At 68.2% G+C, this 20,192-nt stretch carries 19 protein-coding genes, 1 tRNA gene and 1 pseudogene; 14 read left to right on the forward strand and 7 right to left on the reverse strand.

The features are described from left to right. Positions 1-379: 379 nt before the first annotated feature. Positions 380-2,530, reverse strand: coding sequence for a glycoside hydrolase family 30 protein (locus tag G3M57_RS09575; protein ID WP_163230149.1), 2,151 nt, complete (start codon positions 2,528-2,530; stop codon positions 380-382). A gap of 286 nt (positions 2,531-2,816) precedes the next feature. Between G3M57_RS09575 and G3M57_RS09580 the strand changes: the two genes are divergently transcribed. Beyond that, positions 2,817-3,233: a hypothetical protein gene (locus G3M57_RS09580; RefSeq protein ID WP_163230151.1), complete on the forward strand. Its 417-nt coding sequence runs from the start codon at positions 2,817-2,819 to the stop codon at positions 3,231-3,233. A 77-nt stretch (positions 3,234-3,310) separates the two neighbouring features. Then, positions 3,311-4,240: a glycoside hydrolase family 18 protein gene (locus tag G3M57_RS09585; RefSeq protein ID WP_163230153.1), complete on the forward strand. Its 930-nt coding sequence runs from the start codon at positions 3,311-3,313 to the stop codon at positions 4,238-4,240. Positions 4,241-4,284: 44 nt separating this feature from the next. Here the strand turns inward: G3M57_RS09585 and msrB are convergent, their stop codons facing one another. Next, the gene (msrB, locus tag G3M57_RS09590; protein WP_056752886.1) at positions 4,285-4,776 is read right to left on the reverse strand and encodes a peptide-methionine (R)-S-oxide reductase MsrB; all 492 of its coding nucleotides are present in this window, start codon (positions 4,774-4,776) and stop codon (positions 4,285-4,287) included. A gap of 124 nt (positions 4,777-4,900) precedes the next feature. Here msrB and G3M57_RS09595 point away from each other — a divergent pair, with 124 nt between their 5' ends. Then, on the forward strand, positions 4,901-5,470 hold the full coding sequence (locus G3M57_RS09595) for a DJ-1/PfpI family protein (protein ID WP_163230155.1): 570 nt from the start codon (positions 4,901-4,903) through the stop codon (positions 5,468-5,470). A 50-nt stretch (positions 5,471-5,520) separates the two neighbouring features. On the opposite strand, the gene G3M57_RS09600 is transcribed toward G3M57_RS09595, so the two are convergent. Further along, positions 5,521-6,045, reverse strand: a complete 525-nt coding sequence (locus G3M57_RS09600; protein WP_163230156.1) for a GlcG/HbpS family heme-binding protein — start codon at positions 6,043-6,045, stop codon at positions 5,521-5,523. A gap of 178 nt (positions 6,046-6,223) precedes the next feature. On the opposite strand from G3M57_RS09600, the gene G3M57_RS09605 reads away from it, so the two are divergent. The 3 genes from G3M57_RS09605 to G3M57_RS09615 all read left to right on the forward strand — a co-directional run bounded on the left by G3M57_RS09605 (position 6,224) and on the right by G3M57_RS09615 (position 9,152). Next, positions 6,224-8,233 (forward strand): acetyl-CoA carboxylase biotin carboxylase subunit, encoded by a 2,010-nt coding sequence (locus G3M57_RS09605; RefSeq protein WP_163230158.1) that lies wholly within the window; start codon positions 6,224-6,226, stop codon positions 8,231-8,233. Between the two features lie 39 nt (positions 8,234-8,272). After that, positions 8,273-8,677: a DUF805 domain-containing protein gene (locus tag G3M57_RS09610; RefSeq protein ID WP_056752736.1), complete on the forward strand. Its 405-nt coding sequence runs from the start codon at positions 8,273-8,275 to the stop codon at positions 8,675-8,677. A gap of 67 nt (positions 8,678-8,744) precedes the next feature. After that, on the forward strand, positions 8,745-9,152 hold the full coding sequence (locus G3M57_RS09615) for a DUF805 domain-containing protein (protein WP_163230159.1): 408 nt from the start codon (positions 8,745-8,747) through the stop codon (positions 9,150-9,152). 116 nt (positions 9,153-9,268) lie between these two features. Here the strand turns inward: G3M57_RS09615 and lipB are convergent, their stop codons facing one another. Further along, complete coding sequence (gene lipB / locus G3M57_RS09620) at positions 9,269-9,994, reverse strand: lipoyl(octanoyl) transferase LipB (protein WP_163230161.1); 726 nt, start codon at positions 9,992-9,994, stop codon at positions 9,269-9,271. A 53-nt stretch (positions 9,995-10,047) separates the two neighbouring features. On the opposite strand from lipB, the gene G3M57_RS09625 reads away from it, so the two are divergent. The 6 genes from G3M57_RS09625 to G3M57_RS09650 all read left to right on the forward strand — a co-directional run bounded on the left by G3M57_RS09625 (position 10,048) and on the right by G3M57_RS09650 (position 15,155). Next, the gene (locus tag G3M57_RS09625; protein ID WP_132096345.1) at positions 10,048-10,317 is read left to right on the forward strand and encodes a FliM/FliN family flagellar motor switch protein; all 270 of its coding nucleotides are present in this window, start codon (positions 10,048-10,050) and stop codon (positions 10,315-10,317) included. A 61-nt stretch (positions 10,318-10,378) separates the two neighbouring features. Beyond that, positions 10,379-10,762 (forward strand): hypothetical protein, encoded by a 384-nt coding sequence (locus G3M57_RS09630; RefSeq protein ID WP_163230163.1) that lies wholly within the window; start codon positions 10,379-10,381, stop codon positions 10,760-10,762. Between the two features lie 78 nt (positions 10,763-10,840). Further along, positions 10,841-10,925 (forward strand) — tRNA-Leu (locus G3M57_RS09635). Between the two features lie 143 nt (positions 10,926-11,068). After that, on the forward strand, positions 11,069-12,511 hold the full coding sequence (gene mgtE, locus G3M57_RS09640) for a magnesium transporter (protein WP_056752748.1): 1,443 nt from the start codon (positions 11,069-11,071) through the stop codon (positions 12,509-12,511). A gap of 178 nt (positions 12,512-12,689) precedes the next feature. Further along, positions 12,690-13,922, forward strand: a complete 1,233-nt coding sequence (spmX, locus tag G3M57_RS09645; RefSeq protein ID WP_163230165.1) for a lysozyme-family localization factor SpmX — start codon at positions 12,690-12,692, stop codon at positions 13,920-13,922. Positions 13,923-14,000: 78 nt separating this feature from the next. Continuing rightward, positions 14,001-15,155, forward strand: coding sequence for an isovaleryl-CoA dehydrogenase (locus G3M57_RS09650; protein WP_163230167.1), 1,155 nt, complete (start codon positions 14,001-14,003; stop codon positions 15,153-15,155). A 233-nt stretch (positions 15,156-15,388) separates the two neighbouring features. On the opposite strand, the pseudogene G3M57_RS27940 reads toward G3M57_RS09650, so the two are convergent. Both G3M57_RS27940 and G3M57_RS27735 read right to left on the reverse strand, forming a co-directional pair. Further along, positions 15,389-15,474 (reverse strand): annotated as a pseudogene (locus G3M57_RS27940) (hypothetical protein). Positions 15,475-15,655: 181 nt separating this feature from the next. Continuing rightward, the gene (locus G3M57_RS27735; protein ID WP_255355500.1) at positions 15,656-15,787 is read right to left on the reverse strand and encodes a hypothetical protein; all 132 of its coding nucleotides are present in this window, start codon (positions 15,785-15,787) and stop codon (positions 15,656-15,658) included. Between the two features lie 143 nt (positions 15,788-15,930). Here G3M57_RS27735 and G3M57_RS09660 point away from each other — a divergent pair, with 143 nt between their 5' ends. Further along, positions 15,931-16,707 carry a methyltransferase domain-containing protein gene (locus tag G3M57_RS09660; RefSeq protein WP_163230169.1) on the forward strand — a complete coding sequence of 259 codons (777 nt, stop codon included), beginning with the start codon at positions 15,931-15,933 and terminating at the stop codon, positions 16,705-16,707. Here the strand turns inward: G3M57_RS09660 and G3M57_RS09665 are convergent. Beyond that, complete coding sequence (locus G3M57_RS09665) at positions 16,673-18,448, reverse strand: patatin-like phospholipase family protein (RefSeq protein ID WP_163233686.1); 1,776 nt, start codon at positions 18,446-18,448, stop codon at positions 16,673-16,675. The two genes, G3M57_RS09660 and G3M57_RS09665, sit on opposite strands and share 35 nt — an antisense overlap. A gap of 112 nt (positions 18,449-18,560) precedes the next feature. Here G3M57_RS09665 and G3M57_RS09670 point away from each other — a divergent pair, with 112 nt between their 5' ends. Further along, positions 18,561-20,168, forward strand: coding sequence for a carboxyl transferase domain-containing protein (locus tag G3M57_RS09670; protein WP_163230171.1), 1,608 nt, complete (start codon positions 18,561-18,563; stop codon positions 20,166-20,168). Positions 20,169-20,192: the final 24 nt, after the last annotated feature.

The raw sequence follows: 20,192 nt of genomic DNA on the forward strand, positions 1-20,192 counted from the left end.
CGGCGCAACACGGTTCTGCGCTCGGGCCTTTGGTCGAATCTCCGGTTTCGCGCGACGGCCCAATTTCCGTTCCCGACCCTAGTTGGCCGTTCCGCGCCGCATTGCGCACGTGTGGCTGCCGACGCCCGCCTCGGGTCGCGCCCTCAAGAGCTCGCAAATAAGATGCGCTTGAGGGTCGGCCAGTATGGTCGTCGAGGAAAGGTCGGAGCTCGTCCCTTGATCGCCTGCCGAAAGGCGAATGGCCTGAATGCGAGGTAAATATCACGCTCGCCGTCGCTGACGACTATGCCTCGTGACCACGCGTTGCCGTACCAGACCCACTGTCCCTCGACCCTTTCGAATGCGGCGGCCAAGACTTCGTTCTGGGGCAAGCTCATCCCTAGCGCGCGGGATAAATCGGCTTTGCTGCGGGCCGCGACGCCGCAACGCGCGGAGCCAGCTCGCCGACGGCGGCCAACTCGATCTCGTCAAAGAAGGGCGTGCTCATGGACTGCTCGCTCGCGCCCGCCTGCAGCCCCGCCATGCCCGAGCGAAAAAGCGTGTCGGAGGCCTTCACGAGCGGCTTGCCATCGACGAACCCGGTCAAGTCGTTCCCTTGCATTTGCAGCTTCAGCCGATGCCAGCCACCCGACCCCGTCCCGTCAAGCCGCGCGGTCGCGAGGGTCTTTTCGCCGCCCTCGCCGGTATCCGCGCCGCTTTTGATGATCGCCTGCTGCACGGCGTCGCCCACAAGCGCCTTCTTGTCGACCTTGCCGCGAACGGCCACAATGCTGACCTCGCCGGCTGACGACAACCGCAGGACATAGCCCTTCGGGATGGAGCCGTAGCCGCTTCCGACATTGTTGATCCGGCCCATCACGCCACCCGATTCGCCGGGTTTCAGATAGATGTCGGCGCTGACGGCGTAGTCCTGCCACTGGTCGTCCCCGAAGATGGTGTAGGGGAGCCAGCCGGGGGCCCAGGATATGGGATGAGTTGGCGCTGCCTGGCGAAGGCAAACACCCTTGCGCTGCGGACAGCCCGCCAGTTCGAACGCCCCGTATATGTCGGCGAAATAGCGGGGCAGATAGCCCCATCGCGCGGGCTGGCCGTATTCGTCGAACGTCTCGCGGTACGGAAAAGGAAAGGGGCTGGCCTCGGGCACGGCGTCGAAACGCCCCTTCTGCTGTCCGCGGGTCGTGGTGAAAGAGTAGACCGCCCCAGGCTCAAGCCGGAGGGTTGCGACACCGTTGGACAACGCGACGTCGGGCTGGCGCACGAACTGTTCGGCCGCGGTGCTTCGCCATACGGCCAGCGGCCCTGAAGCGAGATTGAGGGCGTCGATCCGGACGGACTGGGCTTCTTTCGCGTCGGCGGTTTCCATGACGATGCTGTAGTCGTCGCCGGGCGATTTCAGGGCAACGAAGGTTCCGCCGCCTTGGAGCGCGCCGCTTCCGCCCGCCAAATAGGTCCAGCCAATCTCCGTGAACTGACCATAATGGGCATAGGCCCAGAGCTTCGGGTTGACGATATACCGGCCGCTCCAAGGCCAATTCGCCCGGACAAGCGCCTCTTTCTCTCCCGAATAGGGCTCCATCGTGTAAAGCCCCGCGATGCCGTACCAGTCGACGATCTTGGTGAAGCCATCGGTGATATGGCCTTCGTTGAACGACTTGACGGTGTTGAGGAGCCCTTCGTAGCCGGCCTGATAGACGTGCTGCTCGGTGTTCCAGAGCGGCTTGCCCATCTGCGCGGCCAATAGCTTGACCTCGGGCGGGACCTTTGTCCCTTCCACCGGGCTGACATGCGCGCTCGCGATGTCGAGCGCCGCGCGCAAGGACCCGTCGCGGGCCATGTCCTTGACGAAGTCGAAGCGGTCGTCCTGCCAATTGTCGAAGCCGTGAAGTCGGACGGCGGCGAAGCCATTGGCGTTGAGCGCCTGTCGCATGGCCTTCGCAAAATCGTAGCTGACGCCCTTCTCGTTACGAAGGCCCATCGCGTCGAGAGTCAGGCCGTGCACATCGCGCAGGCCCTTGAGCCAGGCGATGTAATAGTCGACCCCGTCTTTCGAGAAGAACGGCTCGTCAGCCCGACCATAGCGGACGCCGCGGTCGCCCACCCAGCCAGGCGCGCTCCAGGCCGCGCCGTCGAGCGAAAGCCGGGGATTGCGCCGGCGAGCCTCGGTCATGACCCACCAGATATAGCCGCGACCGTAGTTGAGATCGTCCCGGCTGTGCATATGGCTTGGCATCGAGCCCTGCGTCGAGTTGCCGTCGCCGGGGATTTCGACATAGAGCGCGCTCACGGACGCGCCGAATTTCGGCTTGTACACCAGATCGAGAATTTGCCGCCGCTGCGGCTCTGGATAGTCCTTCAGAAGTACCGAAGTCGCGCCGCCGCCATCGACCACCCCAATGCCTTCGAACGTCGCCCCGGTCGCCTTGCCATCGAGATGCAAAGGAGTGACGACCGAATCCTGGGCCGTGGCCGGTTGAGCCGCCACAAGAAGGGCTGCGCCTAGCGCCGCGATCGTTGCGTAAAAACCGTTCATCGGTTCATCCCCGTCCCCTACTTCCAGGCGGCATTGAACGCCTTTTGTCGGACAAAATCGTTCGATTCGTTCCATTCGGGCCATTGGAATGATCCGGAAGGGCTTGAGGTCGGCGATGACGTGGGCGGTCCGCGACGCTCGGCGGCCGAGATCCGGCGTGAGCGGCGCTGTCGTAGCTTGGCGAGGCGTCGCGCTGACGTGCTGACGCTTCTCAATCGGCCGTTAAGGCTGTTGGCGCACAGTTTTCCACAACCCGCCGGCAAGGCGGAGCCCAGGGAAGACCGTCATGTCCTCGACCGTGACCTCCAGCTTTCGCCGCAGCCACGACCATTTCGAGCCCCAGGACACCGATCCCCAGACCCAGCGCCGCCTGCGCGGCCAACTGGAGCAGATCGACTACACCGCCTTCGCCTCCAACACCGCGGTGATCGCCCAGGTGCTGGGCAAGAGCGACGGCGGCAAGTTCCAGCGCCTGGCCGTCGCGGCGGCCCTGGCCCGGTCGCGCTGGGTGGCCGAGGCGGTCGCCATCACCGAGGCCGGCTCGGCGATCACGCCGGAACAGACCACGCGCCTGGCGACCCTGCGCGCCGCCTACGAGGAACTGGCCGAGGTCTACGAGGCCATGCGGCGCATGGTCGAACGCGGTTACCTGACCTACAGCAGCTCGATGGTCACCGAGGGCGGGAATGTCGTCACGCGATAGTGACATCAAAATACGCGCATAAGTTTTACGTTGCGCTAACGTGCCGCCGGCTCATTCCGAGCGCGGAGGCATTCCCCATGTCGGCCTATCCCATCGCCATCTATGGCAACGGCCTGTTCCAGGACGGCTATCCTAATCCGCCCGTGCCCTACACCCAGCAGGCGGCTCAGCTGAACGCGGGGATCACCACGGTCATCCTGTGGTCGATCCACATCCATCCGGGCGGCGACCTCTATCTCAACGACACGCTGTTCGTCAGCGGCGGCCAGATCAAGTACGCCGCCGATGGGACCAGCGGCGTCAATCCGAACTTCCCGGCTCTGGTGAAGGCGCTGATGGCCGGCGGCGGCAGCGTCCGGGACCTGATCGTCTCGGTCGGCGCCTGGGGCACGACCAGCGACTTCACCGCCTGGCTCGACGCCCGCGACCAGGTGAAGGCCAATCTCGGCGCCCTGGTTTCGGCCTTCGGGGTGACCGGCGTCGACTTCGACTACGAGTCCCAGGACGGCTACACCAGCGACGACCAGGCGATGATCGTCGCCCTGACGCTCGACGTCGGTTCGATGGGGCTCTACGCCACCTATTGTCCGTACACGGCGACCAGCTTCTGGACCGGGTGCCTGGCCGACGTCTACGCCCAGAACGGCCAGAAGCAGGTCGTCAAGTGGATGAACCTGCAGTGCTACGCCGGCGGCAGCGGCAATTCGCCGACGGACTGGGCCGACGCCGTGCGCGCGACGCCGGACACCGGCGTGACCGACGCCGACGCCTTCATCGTCCCGGGCTTCGCGGTGCTGGGCGCCGACGGCTTCGGGCCCGAGCAGATGCAGGAGACCTTCGCGGGTTTCGCCGGAACCGGGATCACCGGCGGCTTCCTGTGGAACAGCAGCGGCATCTGGTCGATCGAGGTCTCGGGCGGCGGCAAGCCCACGCCCGCCGACTACGCCCAGGCCATCACCAACGGCCTGGCGGCCACGGCCAAGCCGCGCGAGACGGTCGAGGCCTGATGCGAGGCGGAGCGCCGGCGACGGGTCGGCGCTCCGCTATCGCTCTACGCGACGATCCTGTCGCCCCGGTGCAGCGGATCGGGCAGGGGATCGCCGGCCTTCACGAACTGCAGCGACACCGAATTGATGCAGTAGCGCAGCCGGGTCGGGGCCGGGCCGTCGGGGAAGACGTGGCCCTGGTGGCTGTCGCAGCGGGCGCAGCGCGTCTCGATGCGGACCATGCCGTAGGAGGTGTCGCGCACCTCCTTGACGTGGGCCGGGTCGAACGGGGCGTAGAAACTGGGCCAGCCGGTGCCGCTCTCGAACTTGGTCCGGTATTCGAACAGCGGCAGGCCGCATTCGCGGCAGCAATAGACGCCGGGGCTCTTCTCGCCCAGCAGGCCGCCGCAGAACGGGGCCTCGGTGCCGTGGTGCAGCAGGACGCGCGCCTCCTCGGCCGTCAGGTCGGCCTCCAGGCGCTGGCGTTCCGGCTCGGTCGGCGGGGTCAGGTCGAAGCCGCTGGAGGACTGGGCGGAGAGGGGAGCTATGTCGGTCATGGTCGGCAATATGGGCCCTCGGCGGGTGTTGCGGTAGAGGGCGAAGGCCTGCTGACAAGGGCGGTCGCGCCGGAGCATAAGACGGTCGAGCGCATTCGTTCCGAACCGTCGAAAGGACCCCGCCATGACCGTCGCCGTCGCCTTCCTGCAACCGGGCTGGGCCGATTGGGAGGCTGGTCAGGTGCTGGCCGCCCTGCGCGAGTACTATGGCGTCCAGATCGAGATCGCCACGCCGGACGGCGAGCCGCAGACCTCGATCGGCGGCGTGTTGGCCGCGGCCGACTATCGATTCTCCGACCCGGTGCTGGCGGACGCCGACGTCTTCCTGCTGATCGGCTCCGATGCCTGGCCGGCCTATCGCGACGAGGCGTTCGACAGCCTGCTGCGCCAGGTTCACGCCGACGGCAAGATCGTCGGCGCGATCTGCGGCGCGACCGTCGCCGTGGCCCGAGCCGGGCTCCTGGCCGGCAAGGCCCACACCTCGAACGGCGCGGACTGGCTGACCGGCCATGCGCCAGCCTATGCCGGGATCGAGCGCTATGTCGACACGCCCAAGGCCGTGGCCGACGGCAAGCTGGTCACCGCCGCGGGCTCGGCGCCCGTGACCTTCAGCGCCGCGATCTGCCGACTGGTGGCGCCGGAGGGCCAGCACGACGACTACGTGGCGATGTTCGCCCGGGAGTTCGAGAACTAGCTTCGACTTCCCTCATCTTAGCGAACGCGGGGAATGAGCGGCGTCTAAGGTTACTTCAGCGCCGCCGCCGCGACCCGCGCCACCTGGCCGTCCTGGGCGCCGGAGCCGCCGGAGACCCCGATGGCCCCGACGATCCTGTCGTCGACGATCAGCAGTTCGCCGCCCTCGATGGCCAGGGCGCCGGTGAAGATGGAATTGAGCGTGCCGCCCTTCACCGCCTCCTGGAAATAGGAGGTGGGCCGGCGGAAGTTGGCGGCGGTCTCGGCCTTGCGGCGGGCCACGTCGTTGGAGCCGTACTGAGCGCCGTCCATCTTCTCGCTCAGCACCAGGGCCCCGCTGGGTTCGACCACGACGATGACCATCGACCAGCCCTGCCTGCGCGCCTCGGCCTCGGCGGCGGTCGCGGCGACCTTCGCCTCCACCAGGGTGACCGGACGGCCGTAGGGCGGGGCCGGCGGCGGGCCATGAGGCGCGGCCGAAGGCGCGGGACCTGGCGGGGAGACGGTCTGGGCCAGGGCGGAGCCGGCGGCCAGGACGCCGGCCAGGCTCAGCAGCGCGAAGGCGGGACGAAGCATCGACGGTTTCCTCTCAGGCGGCGCGAACAGCGGGCTCGCCCGCCGATCGTCGCTCTCGTTGCGGCTTCTCCTGGAAACCGGTGTCATGACCATGTCACGCGGCGCCGCCGTTGCAAACCTCCAGCGGCCTGATAGTCCCTGTGCAAGGCATAACGACAAAAGCTTAGGGACCGGCTGGATGTTCGACAAACTCCTGATCGCCAACCGGGGCGAGATCGCGGTGCGGGTGATCAAGACGTGCCGGCGGCTGGGGATCGCCACGGTGGTGGTCTATTCGGACGCCGACGCCGACAGCCTGGCGGTGGAGATGGCCGACGAGGCGGTGCATATCGGCCCTTCGCCGGCCAATCAGAGCTACCTGGTCGCCGACAAGATCATCGCCGCCTGCAAGCAGACCGGGGCCCAGGCGGTGCATCCGGGCTTTGGCTTCCTGTCGGAGAAGGCCGAGTTCGCCCAAAGATGCGCCGACGAGGGGATCGTGTTCATCGGGCCCAACCCCGGGGCGATCTCGGCCATGGGCGACAAGATCGAAAGCAAGAAGTTCGCCCAGGCCGCCGGGGTCAGTTGCGTGCCCGGCCATATCGGCGAGATCGCCGACGCCGCCCACGCGGTGAAGATCGCCGAGGAGATCGGCTATCCGGTGATGATCAAGGCCAGCGCCGGCGGCGGCGGCAAGGGCATCCGCGTGGCCTGGAGCCGCCAGGACGTCGAGGAGGGCTTTCCGGCCGTGCGGGCCGAAGCGGCCGGGGCGTTCGGCGACGATCGCATCTTCATCGAGAAGTTCATCCAAAGCCCGCGCCACATCGAGATCCAGGTGCTGGGCGACAAGCACGGCCATGTGGTCCACCTGTTCGAGCGCGAATGCTCGATCCAGCGCCGCAACCAGAAGGTCATCGAGGAGGCGCCCAGCCCGCTGCTGGACGAAGCCACCCGCGCGGCCATGGGGGCCCAGGCCGTCGCTTTGGCAAAAGCGGTCAACTATGACAGCGCCGGCACGGTGGAGTTCGTGGCCGGCCAGGACAAGAGCTTCTACTTCCTGGAGATGAACACCCGCCTGCAGGTCGAGCACCCGGTCACCGAGCTGATCACGGGTCTGGACCTGGTCGAGCAGATGATCCGCAGCGCCTGGGGCGAGGCCCTGGCCTTCGAACAGAAGGACCTGAAGATCAACGGCTGGGCGATCGAGAGCCGGATCTACGCCGAGGACCCCTATCGCAAGTTCCTGCCCAGCATCGGCCGGCTGGTGCGCTACGCCCCGCCGGCGGAGGGCGAGCAGGATGGCTTCACGATCCGCAACGACGCGGGCGTGCGCGAGGGCGACGAGATCTCGATGTACTACGACCCGATGATCTCCAAGCTGTGCGCCTGGGCCCCCACGCGGCTGGCGGCGATCGACGCCATGGGCCGGGCGCTGGAGGACTTCCACATCGAGGGCCCGGCCCACAACATCCCGTTCCTGGCCGCGGTGATGGACCAGGACCGGTTCCGCTCGGGGACGATCTCGACCAACTACATCAAGGACGCGTTCGCTGACGGCTTCAAGGGCGTCGACCCCACCCCCGAGCAGGTCGACATCCTGACCGCGGTGGGGGCGGCCATGCAGCGGGTCTACGCCGCCCGGGCCCGCTCGACCCGGGCGGGGCTGAGTGGGCCGGTGCGCGACGAGTGGGTCGTCGCCGTCGGACCCGCCAAGCGCCGGGTCAGGCTGTCGGACCAGGCCCCTGGCCTGAGCGTCGAGCTGCTCGACGAAGGCCGGACCCTGGTCCTGGAGACCGTCGACTGGCGGCCGGGCCAGCCGGTGTTCAAGGGCGTGCTTGGGGGCAAGCTGGACGGCCAGGCCTTCACCGTCCAGGTCGCCCCGGCCGCCGAGGGGTTTGTGATCCGCCACCGCGCCGCCAGGGCCCGGGTGCTGGTCCTGACGCCCCGCAGCGCCGAACTGCACGACAAGCTGCCCGACAAGCAGCCCGCCGACACCTCCAAGCTGGTGCTCTCGCCCATGCCCGGCCTGGTGGTCAGCATGGACGTCGCCCCCGGCCAGCAGGTCCGCGAGGGCGAGGTCGTCTGCGTGCTCGAAGCCATGAAGATGCAGAACATCATCCGCGCCGAGCGCGACGGCCTGGTCAAGACCGTCAACGCCAAGCCCGGCGACCCCGTCGCCGCCGACGAGATCCTGGTGGAGTTCGGCTAGACGTGATCATCTTTCCCAAGGTTGAGCCTGGGGGATTCGATGACGCTGACGCACAAGATTTTCGGCTTCGACGGGCGGCTACGCCGTCGGGACTACTGGCTGATCAACATCGGGACCAGCCTGGTCGTGGCCGTGATCACCTTGCTGTCTTTCGCGATCTTCGGCGATTGGGAAAGGAACAACGGCCCTTCGACGGTCCTTCAGTACCTGCTGTACATTCCCCAGTTCTGGGTCGGACTCGCCCTGGCGCTAAAGCGCTGCCATGACCGCGACAAGGGCGGCGGCTGGGTGGCCTTCTTCTGGCTGGTCCCGGTCGTCGGCTGGATCTGGGGGGGCATCGAGCTGGGCTTCCTGGACGGCACCCAAGGCCCCAACCGCTATGGCAAGTCGCCCAAGGGCGTCGGCGGCGACACTGACAGTGAACTGGCCCAGGTCTTCGCCTAGGCGCCGGCCCTTCCGTCCGGCCGCGACGCGGCTTAGGTTCGTGCGAGACGTCTGGGGCCCTGGCTGAATGAACGAACGCGCGGAGTGGTGGGACCTGTTCCTGTCGGCCTCGGGCCGGACGGCGCGCGGCCCTTTCCTGATGGTCGCCGGGGTGCTGCTCGGCGTGGCGGTCCTCTATGACGCCAGCCTGCCCGACGCTCTGCATTGGCTGACCGGCTGGCTGGTCTATCCGGCCCTGGTGTTCTGCGGCGCCTGCGTGCTGTCCAAGCGCCTGCATGACCGCGGCCGGTCGGGCTGGTGGGCGGCGCTGGTGCTGATGTCGCTGATCGCGGTCTGGCCCACGCCCAAACACTTCCTGGACTTCCTGTTCGCCGGGGTCCTGGTCTGGGCGATCGTCGAGCTGGGCGTCATGCCGGGCGAGCAGGGCGCCAACCGCTATGGGCCCAACCCGCTGAAGCCAGCGACGGCGGCTTGAAACACCGTGCGTCCCTCGAGGCTCGCCCCAAGGGCTCGCACCTCAGGATGAGGAATTCAGCAACATAGCTCCTCATCCTGAGGCGCCCGCGCAGCGGGCCTCGAAGGACGCAGGGGCTAGAGGAGGGGAGGCGCACCCTCGACCGGCCCGAACACCCGCGTGAACGCCGCGCGCAGGGCTTCGTCGGCCTCGTCCATGGTCACCGGCAGGCCCAGGTCGACCAGGCTGGTCACGCCATGCTCGACCTGGCCGCACGGCACGATGCCGCTGAAGTGCTCCAGGTCAGGCTCGACGTTCAGGCTGATCCCGTGGAAGCTGACCCAGCGGCGCAGCTTGACGCCGATCGCGGCGATCTTGTCCTCGCGCGACCAACCCGGCCCCTTGCGCTCGACCCAGACCCCGACCCGGCCCTCGCGCATCTCGCCGGTCACATTGAAGGCGGCCAGGGCGTCAATGATCCAGGTTTCCAGCGCCGCGACGAAAGCCCGCACGTCGCGGCCGCGCCGGGTCAGGTCCAGCATGACGTAGGCCACCCGCTGGCCCGGACCGTGATAGGTGAACTGGCCGCCGCGGCCGCTCTCGAACACCGGGAAACGATCGGGGGCGATCAGGTCGGCCGGCTTGGACGACACGCCGGCCGTATAGAGCGGCGGATGCTCCAGCAGCCAGATCAACTCGCCGGCGGTCCCGTCGGCGATGGCGGCCGCGCGGGCCTCCATGGCGGCAACGGCTGCCGGGTAGGGAACGTACCCGGTCGAAACCGCCCACCCCACGGGCGCGCCGTCGGGCGCTCCCAAGACCGGAAGCGGCGAGTTTTCAAGGTTTAACGGGCGATCAAGCATACGGCCTTAGTCTTGCAGTCCGAGAGCCGCGACCAGTCGCGGTCGCGAGTGAAATCCAGGGGCCTTACTTCGTGAGCCAGGTCAACGCCGTCAACGTCGAGATCTCCGTCCTGCTGGGGCGCTCGATCCTGCCGATGCAGCAGCTGCTGCGCATGGGCCGCGGCGCGGTGATCCCGCTGGACGCCAAGACCAATGACGAGGTCTGGATCCTGGCCAACAACCACCCCATCGCCCGCGGCGAGATCCAGATCAGCGACGACCGCATCGCCATCCAGGTGACCCGCGCCGCCGACGTCTACGACTACATGGCCGGCGGGACCTGAGGCGCTTGCCGTCGCCGTCGAACGCGTGAGACATCCTCTTCCACGGACCGGAGGAGATCGAATGCTACGCAAGGCGGCGATGCTGACCAGTGTGTTGGCCCTGGCCCTGACAGCCGGCGTGCAGGCCCCAAAGACCCATACCGGCGTCTGGGACAACATCACCTCGATCGAGGAGACCGGCGATATCGTCGGCGCCAGGGTCGAGGTGTTCGACGGGCCCAGGCCCTATGTCCTGGCGCGGATCTGCGAAGGCGAGTGTCCGCCCGAGGCGCTCAGGTCGCCGGCCGTGATCAAGGGCGACACGATCACCTTCGACTATCGGATGGACAGCAATCCGCCGGACACCCTGCATGTGGTCGGCCGCTTCACGCGCAAGGGCCTTGTTCTCAGGACCTATCCCGACGCCGAGGAACAGCTGCTGCGGCCGGCCAAGCCCGACGCGTGACCGTGCGCTTTTCGCGGCAGGCAAACTCCGCTCTTTCCAAATCGGACTCAGTTTGCTACCTGCCGCGCCTCACCACGAGCGGTCGTGGCGGAATTGGTAGACGCGCAGCGTTGAGGTCGCTGTGGGGCAACCCGTGGAAGTTCGAGTCTTCTCGACCGCACCAGGTGAGACAACGGATAGAGCGCTTCCGGCGAAATCGGTTTCCGACTCGCCAGGGGCGCTCTAACCATTTCCGGGGAAGGGCTTGACCCTTCGCAGCCTTAGGTCACGCGCAGGACGCACGTCTTCAGAACTCAGGAGGTCCCCATGTCCCGGGAAACAACCGACCTGACAGACGATCCGCGCCACAACCTGGTCATCCCCGAGCCCGAAGCCGTCGAGGATCTGGAAGACCTCGCGCTGGGCGACGACTACGCGCTCAATCCCGAATATGTGGAAATGGTCATCGACGCGGCCGACCGCGGCGACACCGGGCGTCTGCGCGAGCTGGTCCACGCACTGGATCCGGCCGACGTCGCCGACCTGATGGGCTTTCTGTCGGCCGGCTATCGCGAAGAGGTGATCCCGGTTCTGGACCCGGAATGGCTGGGCGAGATCATCGCCGAGCTGGACGACAACCTGCGCGAAGAGGTGCTGGAGGCCACGCCGTCCGCCACCCTGGCTAAGGCGCTGGAGGAGCTGGACTCCGACGACGCCGCCGACGTCATCGACGACCTGGACGAGGGCAAGCGCGCCCAGGTGTTGGCCGCCATGGACGAGGGCGACCGCGCGGCCATCGAGACGACCCTGGCCTATGAGGACGAGACCGCCGGCCGCCTGATGCAGCGCGAGTTCCTGGCCGCGCCGCAGTTCTGGACGGTGGGCCAGACGATCGACCACGTCCGCGAGGCCGGCGACCGCCTGCCGGAGCTGTTCTTCGACGTCTATGTGGTCGATCCCAGCTTCACCCCGGTCGGCGCCCTGCCGATCAGCCAGCTGCTGACCAACAAGCGCGAGACCCCCCTGGCCGAGATCATGGAGCCGGTGACCGAGATCGCCGTCGACATGGACCAGGAAGAAGTCGCCTACATCTTCGACAAGTACCACCTGATCAGCGCCCCGGTCATCGAGCCCGGCGGCCGGCTGGTGGGCCAGATCACGGTCGACGACATCGTCGGCGTCATCCGCGAGGAGGCCCAGGAGGACATCCTGGCCCTGGCCGGCGTCAGCGACACCGGCCGCGACGCGACGGTCAACGACATCGTCCGCTCGCGCCTGCCCTGGCTGCTGCTGAACCTGGTCACCGAGACCATCGCCGTCAGCGCCATCGCCATCTTCCAGGACCAGATCGCCAAGCTGGTGGCGCTGGCGGTGCTGATGCCGATCGTCTCGTCCCTGGGCGGCAACGCCGGCACCCAGACCCTGGCCGTGGCCGTCCGCGCCCTGGCCAGCAAGGAACTGAACGCCGCCAACGCCCGCCGGATCATCGTTCGCGAGCTGTCGGTCGGGGCGATGAACGGCCTGGTCCTGGCCGTGGTGATGGGCATGGCGACCTTCGTCTTCTACCACAACGCCAAGCTGGCGATCACGGTAGGCCTGGCTCTGGTGGCCAACATCGTCACCGCGGCGCTGGGCGGCATCCTGGCGCCGCTGGCCCTGGAGAAGATGGGCCGCGACCCGGCGGTCTCCTCGTCGATCTTCGTGACCTTCCTGACGGACTTCATGGGCTTCTTCGCCGTGCTGACGATCGCGGCCCTGCTATTGCGGTAGGCTGGGCGGGCATCGCGCCTCGCCCGAGGCGCGTCGGTCCGCACCCTTCGCGCCGCGCTCCGTGTCCGGAATGGCAAATCGCTGAAGTCGGGGGTGGGACAGGCTCCCAACGGCGCCCATCTTGCGCCGCGTGCCCCGAACGCATCCGCGTCTGTATCAAACTGGGTCAGTCTTGGCGATGAAACCGCGCTATCAGGTCTCCCGCGCCGCCGTCGATCTCATCAAGAGGTTCGAAGGTTACCGGATGAAAGCCGCCCAACTGCCGGACGGGCGCTGGACGCTGGGCTATGGCCACACCCTGACCGCGCGCGCCGGCGCCTCCGTCTCGGAACAGGACGCCGAAGCCCTGCTGCTTTACGACCTGATCACCGTCGCCCACGCGGTCAACGAGAACGTCTATACGTCGCTGAACCAGAACCAGTTCGACGCCCTGGTCTGCTTCGCCTTCAACATCGGCACGGAAAACTTCGTCCGCTCGGCCGTGCTGCGCCGCCTCAACGAGGGCGCGCTGCTGCAGGCGGCCTGCGAGATGGAGATGTGGCGCAAGGCCGACTTCGAGGGCGAGCGCATCGTCGTCGACGCCCTGGTCCGCCGCCGCTCGGCTGAGAAGGCCCTGTTCCTGACCCCGCTGGACGGCGCCTGGGTGGCCGCGCCCAGCTCGGTGCTGCGGCCCAGGATCGACCACGACGCCGGCAAGCTGGTGCCCAGCCAGGCGCCAGTGGCGATCACCACCGCCCTCACCGGCGACAGGGCCGTGGCCTTGCGCGACGACGGCTCGTCCGTCCCGGGATTGCCCGGCGCCGGACCCAGCGCCAGCGAACAGGCCGCCGCCGCGGTCGGGGCGCGCCTGGAGGCGATCCTGCCGGACGAGGCCGCCCCGTCGACGGCGATCGCCGCGCCGGCCCAGGACCTGGTCCTGCCGGACCCGCCCGTTCCCGCGGCGGCGCCGTCGCCGTTCGTTTACGCGACCCCGGAGCCGCTGGCGGCGGCTCCGCCGATCGCCGCGCCGTTCCAGCTGACGCCGGAGGATCCGGCCGTCGAGCCCGCCGCCCCGACCCCCGAGCCAAGCCTGTTCGAAACCGCGCGTCCGGCGCCCAGCGGTTCGCTGTTCAATCTGGGCGGCTTCTCGACCAGCGGCCCGGTCGAGCTGGAGGCCCAGGACGTCGCCTTCTCCCATGTGCAGCCGCACGCCTTCGGCAGCGTCAGCCTGCTGGTCGTCCTGGGCCTGCTGGGCCTGGCCCTGTTCGGCGGCGGCATCCTGTGGAACCTCAGCGTCGGGGCCGGCGAGGGCTTGTCGCTGGTCAAGATCTTCGGCTGGAGCGCCAGCGTGGTCGGCATGATCTGCTTCGCCACCGCGACCTATCTGCTGATGCGCCGATTGGGCGACCCCGGGCCGCAGGACGAAGACTAGACCGCGATCGCGATCATCGTGAGCATGAACGCCCGCGGGTCTGCTTGATCCGCGGGCGTTTGTGCTATGCAGAGGGTCATGAGCAACCAAACCGCACCCTCGATGGACTTCGCGCTGGGCGAGACGGCCGACGCGATCCGTGACACCACCGCCCGCTTCGCGGCCGACCGCATCGCGCCGATCGCCGCCCGCATCGACGAGACCAACACCTTCCCGCGCGAGCTGTGGGTCCCGATGGGCGACCTGGGCCTGCATGGCATCACGGTGGAGGAAGAGTTCGGCGGCCTGGGCCTGGGCTATCTCGAGCACGTGATCGCCATGGAGGAGGTGAGCCGCGCCTCGGCCTCGGTGGGGCTCAGCTACGGCGCCCACTCCAACCTCTGCGTCAACCAGATCCGCCGCTGGGCCACGCCCGAACAGAAGCAGCGCTACCTGCCCAAGCTGATCAGCGGCGAGCACGTCGGCTCGCTGGCCATGAGCGAGGCGGGGTCGGGCTCGGACGTGGTGTCGATGAAGCTGAAGGCCGAGCCGGTCGGCGATCGCTACGTGCTGAACGGCACCAAGTTCTGGATCACCAACGCGCCGCACGCCGACACCCTGGTCGTGTACGCCAAGACCGACGATCGCCGGATCACCGCCTTCCTGATCGAGAAGGGCATGAAGGGCTTCAGCGTCAGCAAGAAGCTCGACAAGATGGGCATGCGAGGTTCCGACACCGCCGAGCTGGTGTTCGAGGACTGCGAAGTGCCGGAGGAGAACGTCCTGGGCCCGGTGGGCGGCGGGGTCGGGGTGCTGATGAGCGGCCTGGACTACGAGCGGGCCGTGCTGTCGGCGGGGCCGCTGGGCATCATGCAGGCGTGTCTGGACGTGGTGCTGCCCTATGTCCGCGAGCGCAAGCAGTTCGGACAGGCGATCGGCTCGTTCCAGCTGATGCAGGGCAAGGTGGCCGACATGTACGTGGCCCTGAACTCCGCGCGGGCCTATGTCTACGCCGTGGCGCGGGCCTGCGATGCGGGCAGGACCACGCGGTTCGATGCGGCGGGCGCCATCCTGATGGCGTCGGAGAACGCGGTGAAGGTCTCGCTGGAGGCCATCCAGGCCCTGGGCGGCGCGGGCTACACCAAGGAGTGGCCGGTCGAGCGCCTGCTGCGCGACGCCAAGCTCTACGACATCGGCGCGGGCACCAACGAAATCCGGCGGTTCCTGATCGGGCGGGAGCTGGTGGGGGCGTAGCGTCCGATATAGACCCTCCCCCTGTGGGGGAGGCGATCGCGCAGCGATCGGTGGGGGGAGTTTGGAGCCGATCGAGGATCGCCCGTCGCCCGATCGCTCCCCCTCAGTCGCTTCGCGACAGCTCCCCAGAGGGGGAGCAGTAAAATGTAAGGGCCGCCCCGATCGCTCGGGACGGCCCTCCATCGTCGTAGCCGCGTCGCGGCGTGACTTCAAACCTTAGGCGTTCAACGCCTTCAGTTGGAGACCTCGATCTTCAGGCCCCAGGTCACGACTTGCGACCGCGGTTGGAGACAATGAGACACTGGTCACCTCCTTTCAGTTGTTGAACAACACAAGACGAATATGGGCGCCGATCGGCCATCCTGCAAAGGGGGCAATGTCGCGACCGGACGTCGCGGCTCGCGAAGGCTTCTTTGAAGGGCAAGCGGAGGCGAGAAGAGGGGCAGTCCGGGTCGCGCAAGGGGGGCATGCGCGACCCGGGGCCGCATCGTCGGATCAGGCTAGAGGGCCCGCACGATCACGACGATGAGGGTCCAAAGACCAAGGTTCACGCCTAGCAGGCCCAGGCGATACAGGGTCACGGCCGAAGGGTCGGCGGCGAGGGCGACAGCGGTGGCGGCGGGGCGCTTCACGTTTGTTTCCATCCTGCGGCGCCTTGAATTTCCACGCCTTGACCAAAGAATAGGCGCTCGGCGCCGCTTCCCCCATGCGACAAAAGCGACGGATCGGGCCAAATGGACGGACCGATTGTCGCAGTTCTTTCACGGAGGGCCGCATGCCGGTCTGGGATCCCGACGTCTACCAGCGCTACAAGGCCTATCGCGACCGCCCGGCGCTGGACCTGATGCTGCAGATCCCCCGCGACCTGCAGCCACGCGAGATCTGGGACCTGGGCTGCGGGACGGGAGAGCACGCGGCCCTGCTGGCCAGCCGCCATGCCGGCGCCCGGGTGCACGGCCTGGACTCCAGCCCGGAGATGCTGGCGCGAGGCCGGGCCATGCGGGCCGACATCGACTGGGTGCTGGGCGACATCGCGACCTTCGCGCCCCAGGTCCCGCCCGACCTGATCTTCACCAACGCCGCCCTGCAGTGGGTGGACGGCCACGAGACGCTGTTCCCCCGCCTGATGAGCCTGCTGGCGCCGGGCGGGGTCCTGGCCTGCCAGATCCCGGTGGTGGCCGACGACGGCTGGCGGCGCAGCCTGCGCGAGACGGCCCTGGACGGGCCCTGGGCCGGGCGGCTGGCCGATGTCGAGCGCGTGCGCTCCGGCGTCGACCCGCGCCCCTACCACGACTGGCTGTCGCCGCTGAGCCAGGATCTCGACGTCTGGGTGACGACCTATGTCCATGCCCTCGGCGGCGATGACCCGATCGTCGACTGGACCTCGGGGACCAGCCTGCGGCCGTATCTGGAGGCCCTGGCCGATCCCGACGAGCAGGCGGCGTTCCTGGCGGCCTGGCGCGAGCGGCTGGCGGTCGACTATCCGCGCCGTGACGACGGGGTCACGCTGTTTCCGTTCAGCCGGCTGTTCGTGATCGCCCGCCGCTATTGACCTCGGCCCGGGCCAGGTCGGCCAGGCTGGAGCGGCGGCGCAGTTCAGTCACCGGCTTGCCCAGGCTGTCCAGGGCCAGGGCCGCGGCCGCGCGTCCCGCGGCGACCGCGGGCTCGAAGGCCTTCCAGTCGCGGATATCGACCTCGTTGAGCTTGGGGGTGATCAGCACGTCCGAGGCCTCGCGGCTGGCCGCCAGGTCACGGCCCGTCGAAACGGTGGCGGCCCGCATCAGCAGCGCCACGATCGGCGGACCCTTGCGCCACTCGCCCGACCACAGCCACCGCCACAGCGAGGTCGGGCGGTCGACGTCGTCGGCGGTGATGCTGCGGCCGCGGGTGACGTCCACCCCGACGATCGGTCCAAGCTGGAAGGCGCGCATCACGTCGGCCGGGAAGTTCTTCATCACCGCCCCGTCGACCAGCACCGAATTGCCGTCGGCCACCGGCGGCAGCACGCCGGGCAGCGAGATCGAGGCCCGCAGCGCCTCGCGCAGCACGCCCTGGCGGTGCAGGTGGTATGCGCCCGACGTCAGGTTCGAAGACACGCAGAAGAACGGCAGCCAAAGGTCGGCGATCTCGATGTCGTCGAAATGCTCGGCCAGCCGCGCCTTGACCTTCAGGCCCTGGGTCATGGCCACCAGGGGAAAGGCGATGTCGTCCAGCGGGCTGGTGTCGACGAAGGCCTTGCGGATGCGGGTTTCCATCTCGCCGTCGTCCCAGCCCATGGCCAGGCCCGCGGCGACGACCGCGCCCATCGAGGCGCCGCCCACGAAGTCGATCGGCACGCCGCGCTCGCGCAGGGCCTGGATGGCGCCGATATGGGCGTAGGCCCGTGCGCCGCCGCCCGACAGCACCAGGCCCACCGACTGGCCGGTCAGCACCCGCGCCAGGCGCTGCACGTCGGCCATGCCGTTCTCGCGCACATGGAAAAGCCGCGCGGCCTGGGTGGCGTTCAGCCATTCGCCCGAGCCCTTGGGGTGGGTGACCTTGGCCGGCTGCAGCAGGATCAGGTCGACCAGCCGCTGGTCCTGCAGCGGGCCGGACGCGTAGGTCGGGATCACGGCGGGCGGCTTGCGATCGCCCAGGCCGACGCGGAACAACCGGTCCACCTGCCGGCCGACGACATGTTTCCAGGCGGTCTCGTCGGCCTCGGCGACATACAGCACGAAGTCGTGCTGGCGCTCGACCGTGCTGAACCATTCGGTCGGGGCCAGCAGCGAGGCCGCCCCCTCGACGGTGACGGAGTAGCCCAGGGCCGCGATGGCGTGGGCGATGCGCTCGACGATCGACCGGATCGCCTTGCCGGGTTCGACAGCGATGAAGCCGAACACCGATGGGTCGCCGATCGAGGCGTGGGCGCCGGCGTTGCGGGCCCGGCGGATCATCAGCCGCGACAGTTCGATCATCACGTCCGGATCGCGCTCGACGGCCTCGAAGAAGGCGGCGCGGGGCAGGGCCAGGACTTCCGAATCGCGCAGCGCCACCAGGTTGGCCGAATGGGCCGAGCCGGCGATCATCGCCATCTCGCCGGCCGGTTCGCCAGGGCGGATCACCCCCAGGAACTGCGGCTCCTGGCCTTCCTCCCGGCGGAAAGCGCCCAACCGACCGGTGCGCAGGAAGTAGAGATAGTCCGCCGCCTCGCCGGGCGCGTACAGTGTCGCGCCGCCCGGTAGCGAGAACCAGGCGGCGTCGCCTTCGCGGTGTTCTTGCGCGAAGAGCCGGGCGAGGGCCGTGTCGGCCATGAAGTCGGGCAGGGTGACCACGGGTGGACGCTAACTTGAACCGCGGACCTTGGCCAACGAAGGTCAAAAACTGCGGCTTTCGGTGGGAAACGGAAAAGGCTATGCCTCGATAATGCCGAAGATGAACACGGGTATCGACAAGAACGGCGAGACCTTCGCCAAAAACGCCGCGCACAACCGCGCCCTCGTGGAGACCCTGCGCGAAAGGGTCGCGCAGGCGGCCCTGGGCGGTCCCGAGAGCGCCCGGACGCGCCACACGTCGCGCGGCAAGCTGCTGCCGCGCCAGCGGGTCGAGCGCCTGCTGGACCCCGGCTCGCCGTTCCTGGAGATCGGCCAGCTGGCCGCCTGCGACCTCTATAACGGCGAGGCGCCCGGCGCGGGCATCATCACCGGCATAGGTCGGGTGTCGGGCCGCGAGGTGATGATCGTCGCCAATGACGCCACGGTGAAGGGCGGGGCCTATTTCCCGATGACGGTGAAGAAGCACCTGCGGGCCCAGGAAATCGCCCAGCAGAACCGCCTGCCGTGCGTCTATCTGGTGGATAGCGGCGGGGCGAACCTGCCGCACCAGGCCGAGGTGTTCCCCGACCGCGACCATTTCGGTCGGATCTTCTTCAACCAGGCCCGGATGAGCGCGGCGGGCATCGCCCAGATCGCCTGCGTCATGGGCTCGTGCACCGCCGGCGGCGCCTATGTGCCGGCCATGAGCGACGAGACGGTGATCGTCCGCGACCAGGGCACCATCTTCCTGGCCGGCCCGCCGCTGGTGAAGGCCGCCACCGGCGAGGTGATCAGCGCCGAGGAACTGGGCGGGGCCGACACCCACGGCCGCCGTTCGGGCGTCGTCGACCACGTGGCCAATGACGACGAGCATGCGCTGGAGATCGTCCGCTCGATCGTCGCCAACCTCAACACCACCAAACGGGTCGAGACCGAGATCCGCGACGCCAAGCCGCCGCTGTTCGACGCCGAGGACCTGTACGGCGTCGTGCCCACCGACGTGCGCGCGCCCTACGACGTGCGCGAGGTGATCGCCCGCATCGTGGACGGCAGCGCGTTCGACGAGTTCAAGGCGCTGTACGGCACGACCCTGGTCTGCGGCTTCGCCCGCATCTGGGGCCAGTCCGTGGCCATCCTGGCCAACAACGGCGTGCTGTTCAGCGAAAGCGCCGTGAAGGGCGCGCACTTCATCGAGCTGGCTTGCAAGCGCAAGATCCCGCTGGTCTTCCTGCAGAACATCTCGGGCTTCATGGTCGGCGGCAAGTACGAGGCCGGCGGCATCGCCAAGGACGGCGCCAAGCTGGTCACCGCGGTCGCTTCGGCCGAGGTTCCGAAGTTCACGGTGCTGATCGGCGGCAGCTTCGGGGCCGGCAACTACGGCATGTGCGGCCGCGCCTACAGCCCGCGCTTCCTGTTCACCTGGCCCAACAGCCGCATCAGCGTGATGGGCGGTGAGCAGGCGGCCAGCGTGCTGTCGACGATCAAGCGCGACGGGATGGAGGCCAAGGGCGAGACCTGGGCGGCCGAGGACGAGGAGGCCTTCAAGGCCCCGATCCGCGCCCGCTACGAGGCCGAGGGCGACCCCTACCACGCCACCGCCCGGCTGTGGGACGACGGCATCATCGACCCGGCCCAGACCCGTGACGTGCTGGGCCTGGCGATCTCGGCTTCGCTGAACGCTCCGATCCCGGAGACGACGTTCGGCGTCTTCCGGATGTGATCAATGGCGGCCCTCGTCCTTCGA

The organism is Caulobacter rhizosphaerae (assembly GCF_010977555.1).
GTDB lineage: Bacteria > Pseudomonadota > Alphaproteobacteria > Caulobacterales > Caulobacteraceae > Caulobacter > Caulobacter rhizosphaerae.

Bases quoted from the DNA above. Each gene is read 5' to 3' on its own strand.
- G3M57_RS09660 (WP_163230169.1), top strand. From the start codon at position 15,931: ATGCCGGTCTGGGATCCCGACGTCTACCAGCGCTACAAGGCCTATCGC.
- G3M57_RS09610 (WP_056752736.1), top strand. From the start codon at position 8,273: ATGACGCTGACGCACAAGATTTTCGGCTTCGACGGGCGGCTACGCCGT.
- msrB (WP_056752886.1), bottom strand. From the start codon at position 4,776: ATGACCGACATAGCTCCCCTCTCCGCCCAGTCCTCCAGCGGCTTCGAC.
- G3M57_RS09595 (WP_163230155.1), top strand. From the start codon at position 4,901: ATGACCGTCGCCGTCGCCTTCCTGCAACCGGGCTGGGCCGATTGGGAG.
- G3M57_RS09630 (WP_163230163.1), top strand. From the start codon at position 10,379: ATGCTACGCAAGGCGGCGATGCTGACCAGTGTGTTGGCCCTGGCCCTG.
- mgtE (WP_056752748.1), top strand. From the start codon at position 11,069: ATGTCCCGGGAAACAACCGACCTGACAGACGATCCGCGCCACAACCTG.
- G3M57_RS09600 (WP_163230156.1), bottom strand. From the start codon at position 6,045: ATGCTTCGTCCCGCCTTCGCGCTGCTGAGCCTGGCCGGCGTCCTGGCC.
- G3M57_RS09575 (WP_163230149.1), bottom strand. From the start codon at position 2,530: ATGAACGGTTTTTACGCAACGATCGCGGCGCTAGGCGCAGCCCTTCTT.
- G3M57_RS09615 (WP_163230159.1), top strand. From the start codon at position 8,745: ATGAACGAACGCGCGGAGTGGTGGGACCTGTTCCTGTCGGCCTCGGGC.
- spmX (WP_163230165.1), top strand. From the start codon at position 12,690: ATGAAACCGCGCTATCAGGTCTCCCGCGCCGCCGTCGATCTCATCAAG.
- G3M57_RS09670 (WP_163230171.1), top strand. From the start codon at position 18,561: ATGCCGAAGATGAACACGGGTATCGACAAGAACGGCGAGACCTTCGCC.
- G3M57_RS09665 (WP_163233686.1), bottom strand. From the start codon at position 18,448: ATGGCCGACACGGCCCTCGCCCGGCTCTTCGCGCAAGAACACCGCGAA.
- lipB (WP_163230161.1), bottom strand. From the start codon at position 9,994: ATGCTTGATCGCCCGTTAAACCTTGAAAACTCGCCGCTTCCGGTCTTG.
- G3M57_RS09650 (WP_163230167.1), top strand. From the start codon at position 14,001: ATGAGCAACCAAACCGCACCCTCGATGGACTTCGCGCTGGGCGAGACG.
- G3M57_RS09585 (WP_163230153.1), top strand. From the start codon at position 3,311: ATGTCGGCCTATCCCATCGCCATCTATGGCAACGGCCTGTTCCAGGAC.
- G3M57_RS09605 (WP_163230158.1), top strand. From the start codon at position 6,224: ATGTTCGACAAACTCCTGATCGCCAACCGGGGCGAGATCGCGGTGCGG.
- G3M57_RS09580 (WP_163230151.1), top strand. From the start codon at position 2,817: ATGTCCTCGACCGTGACCTCCAGCTTTCGCCGCAGCCACGACCATTTC.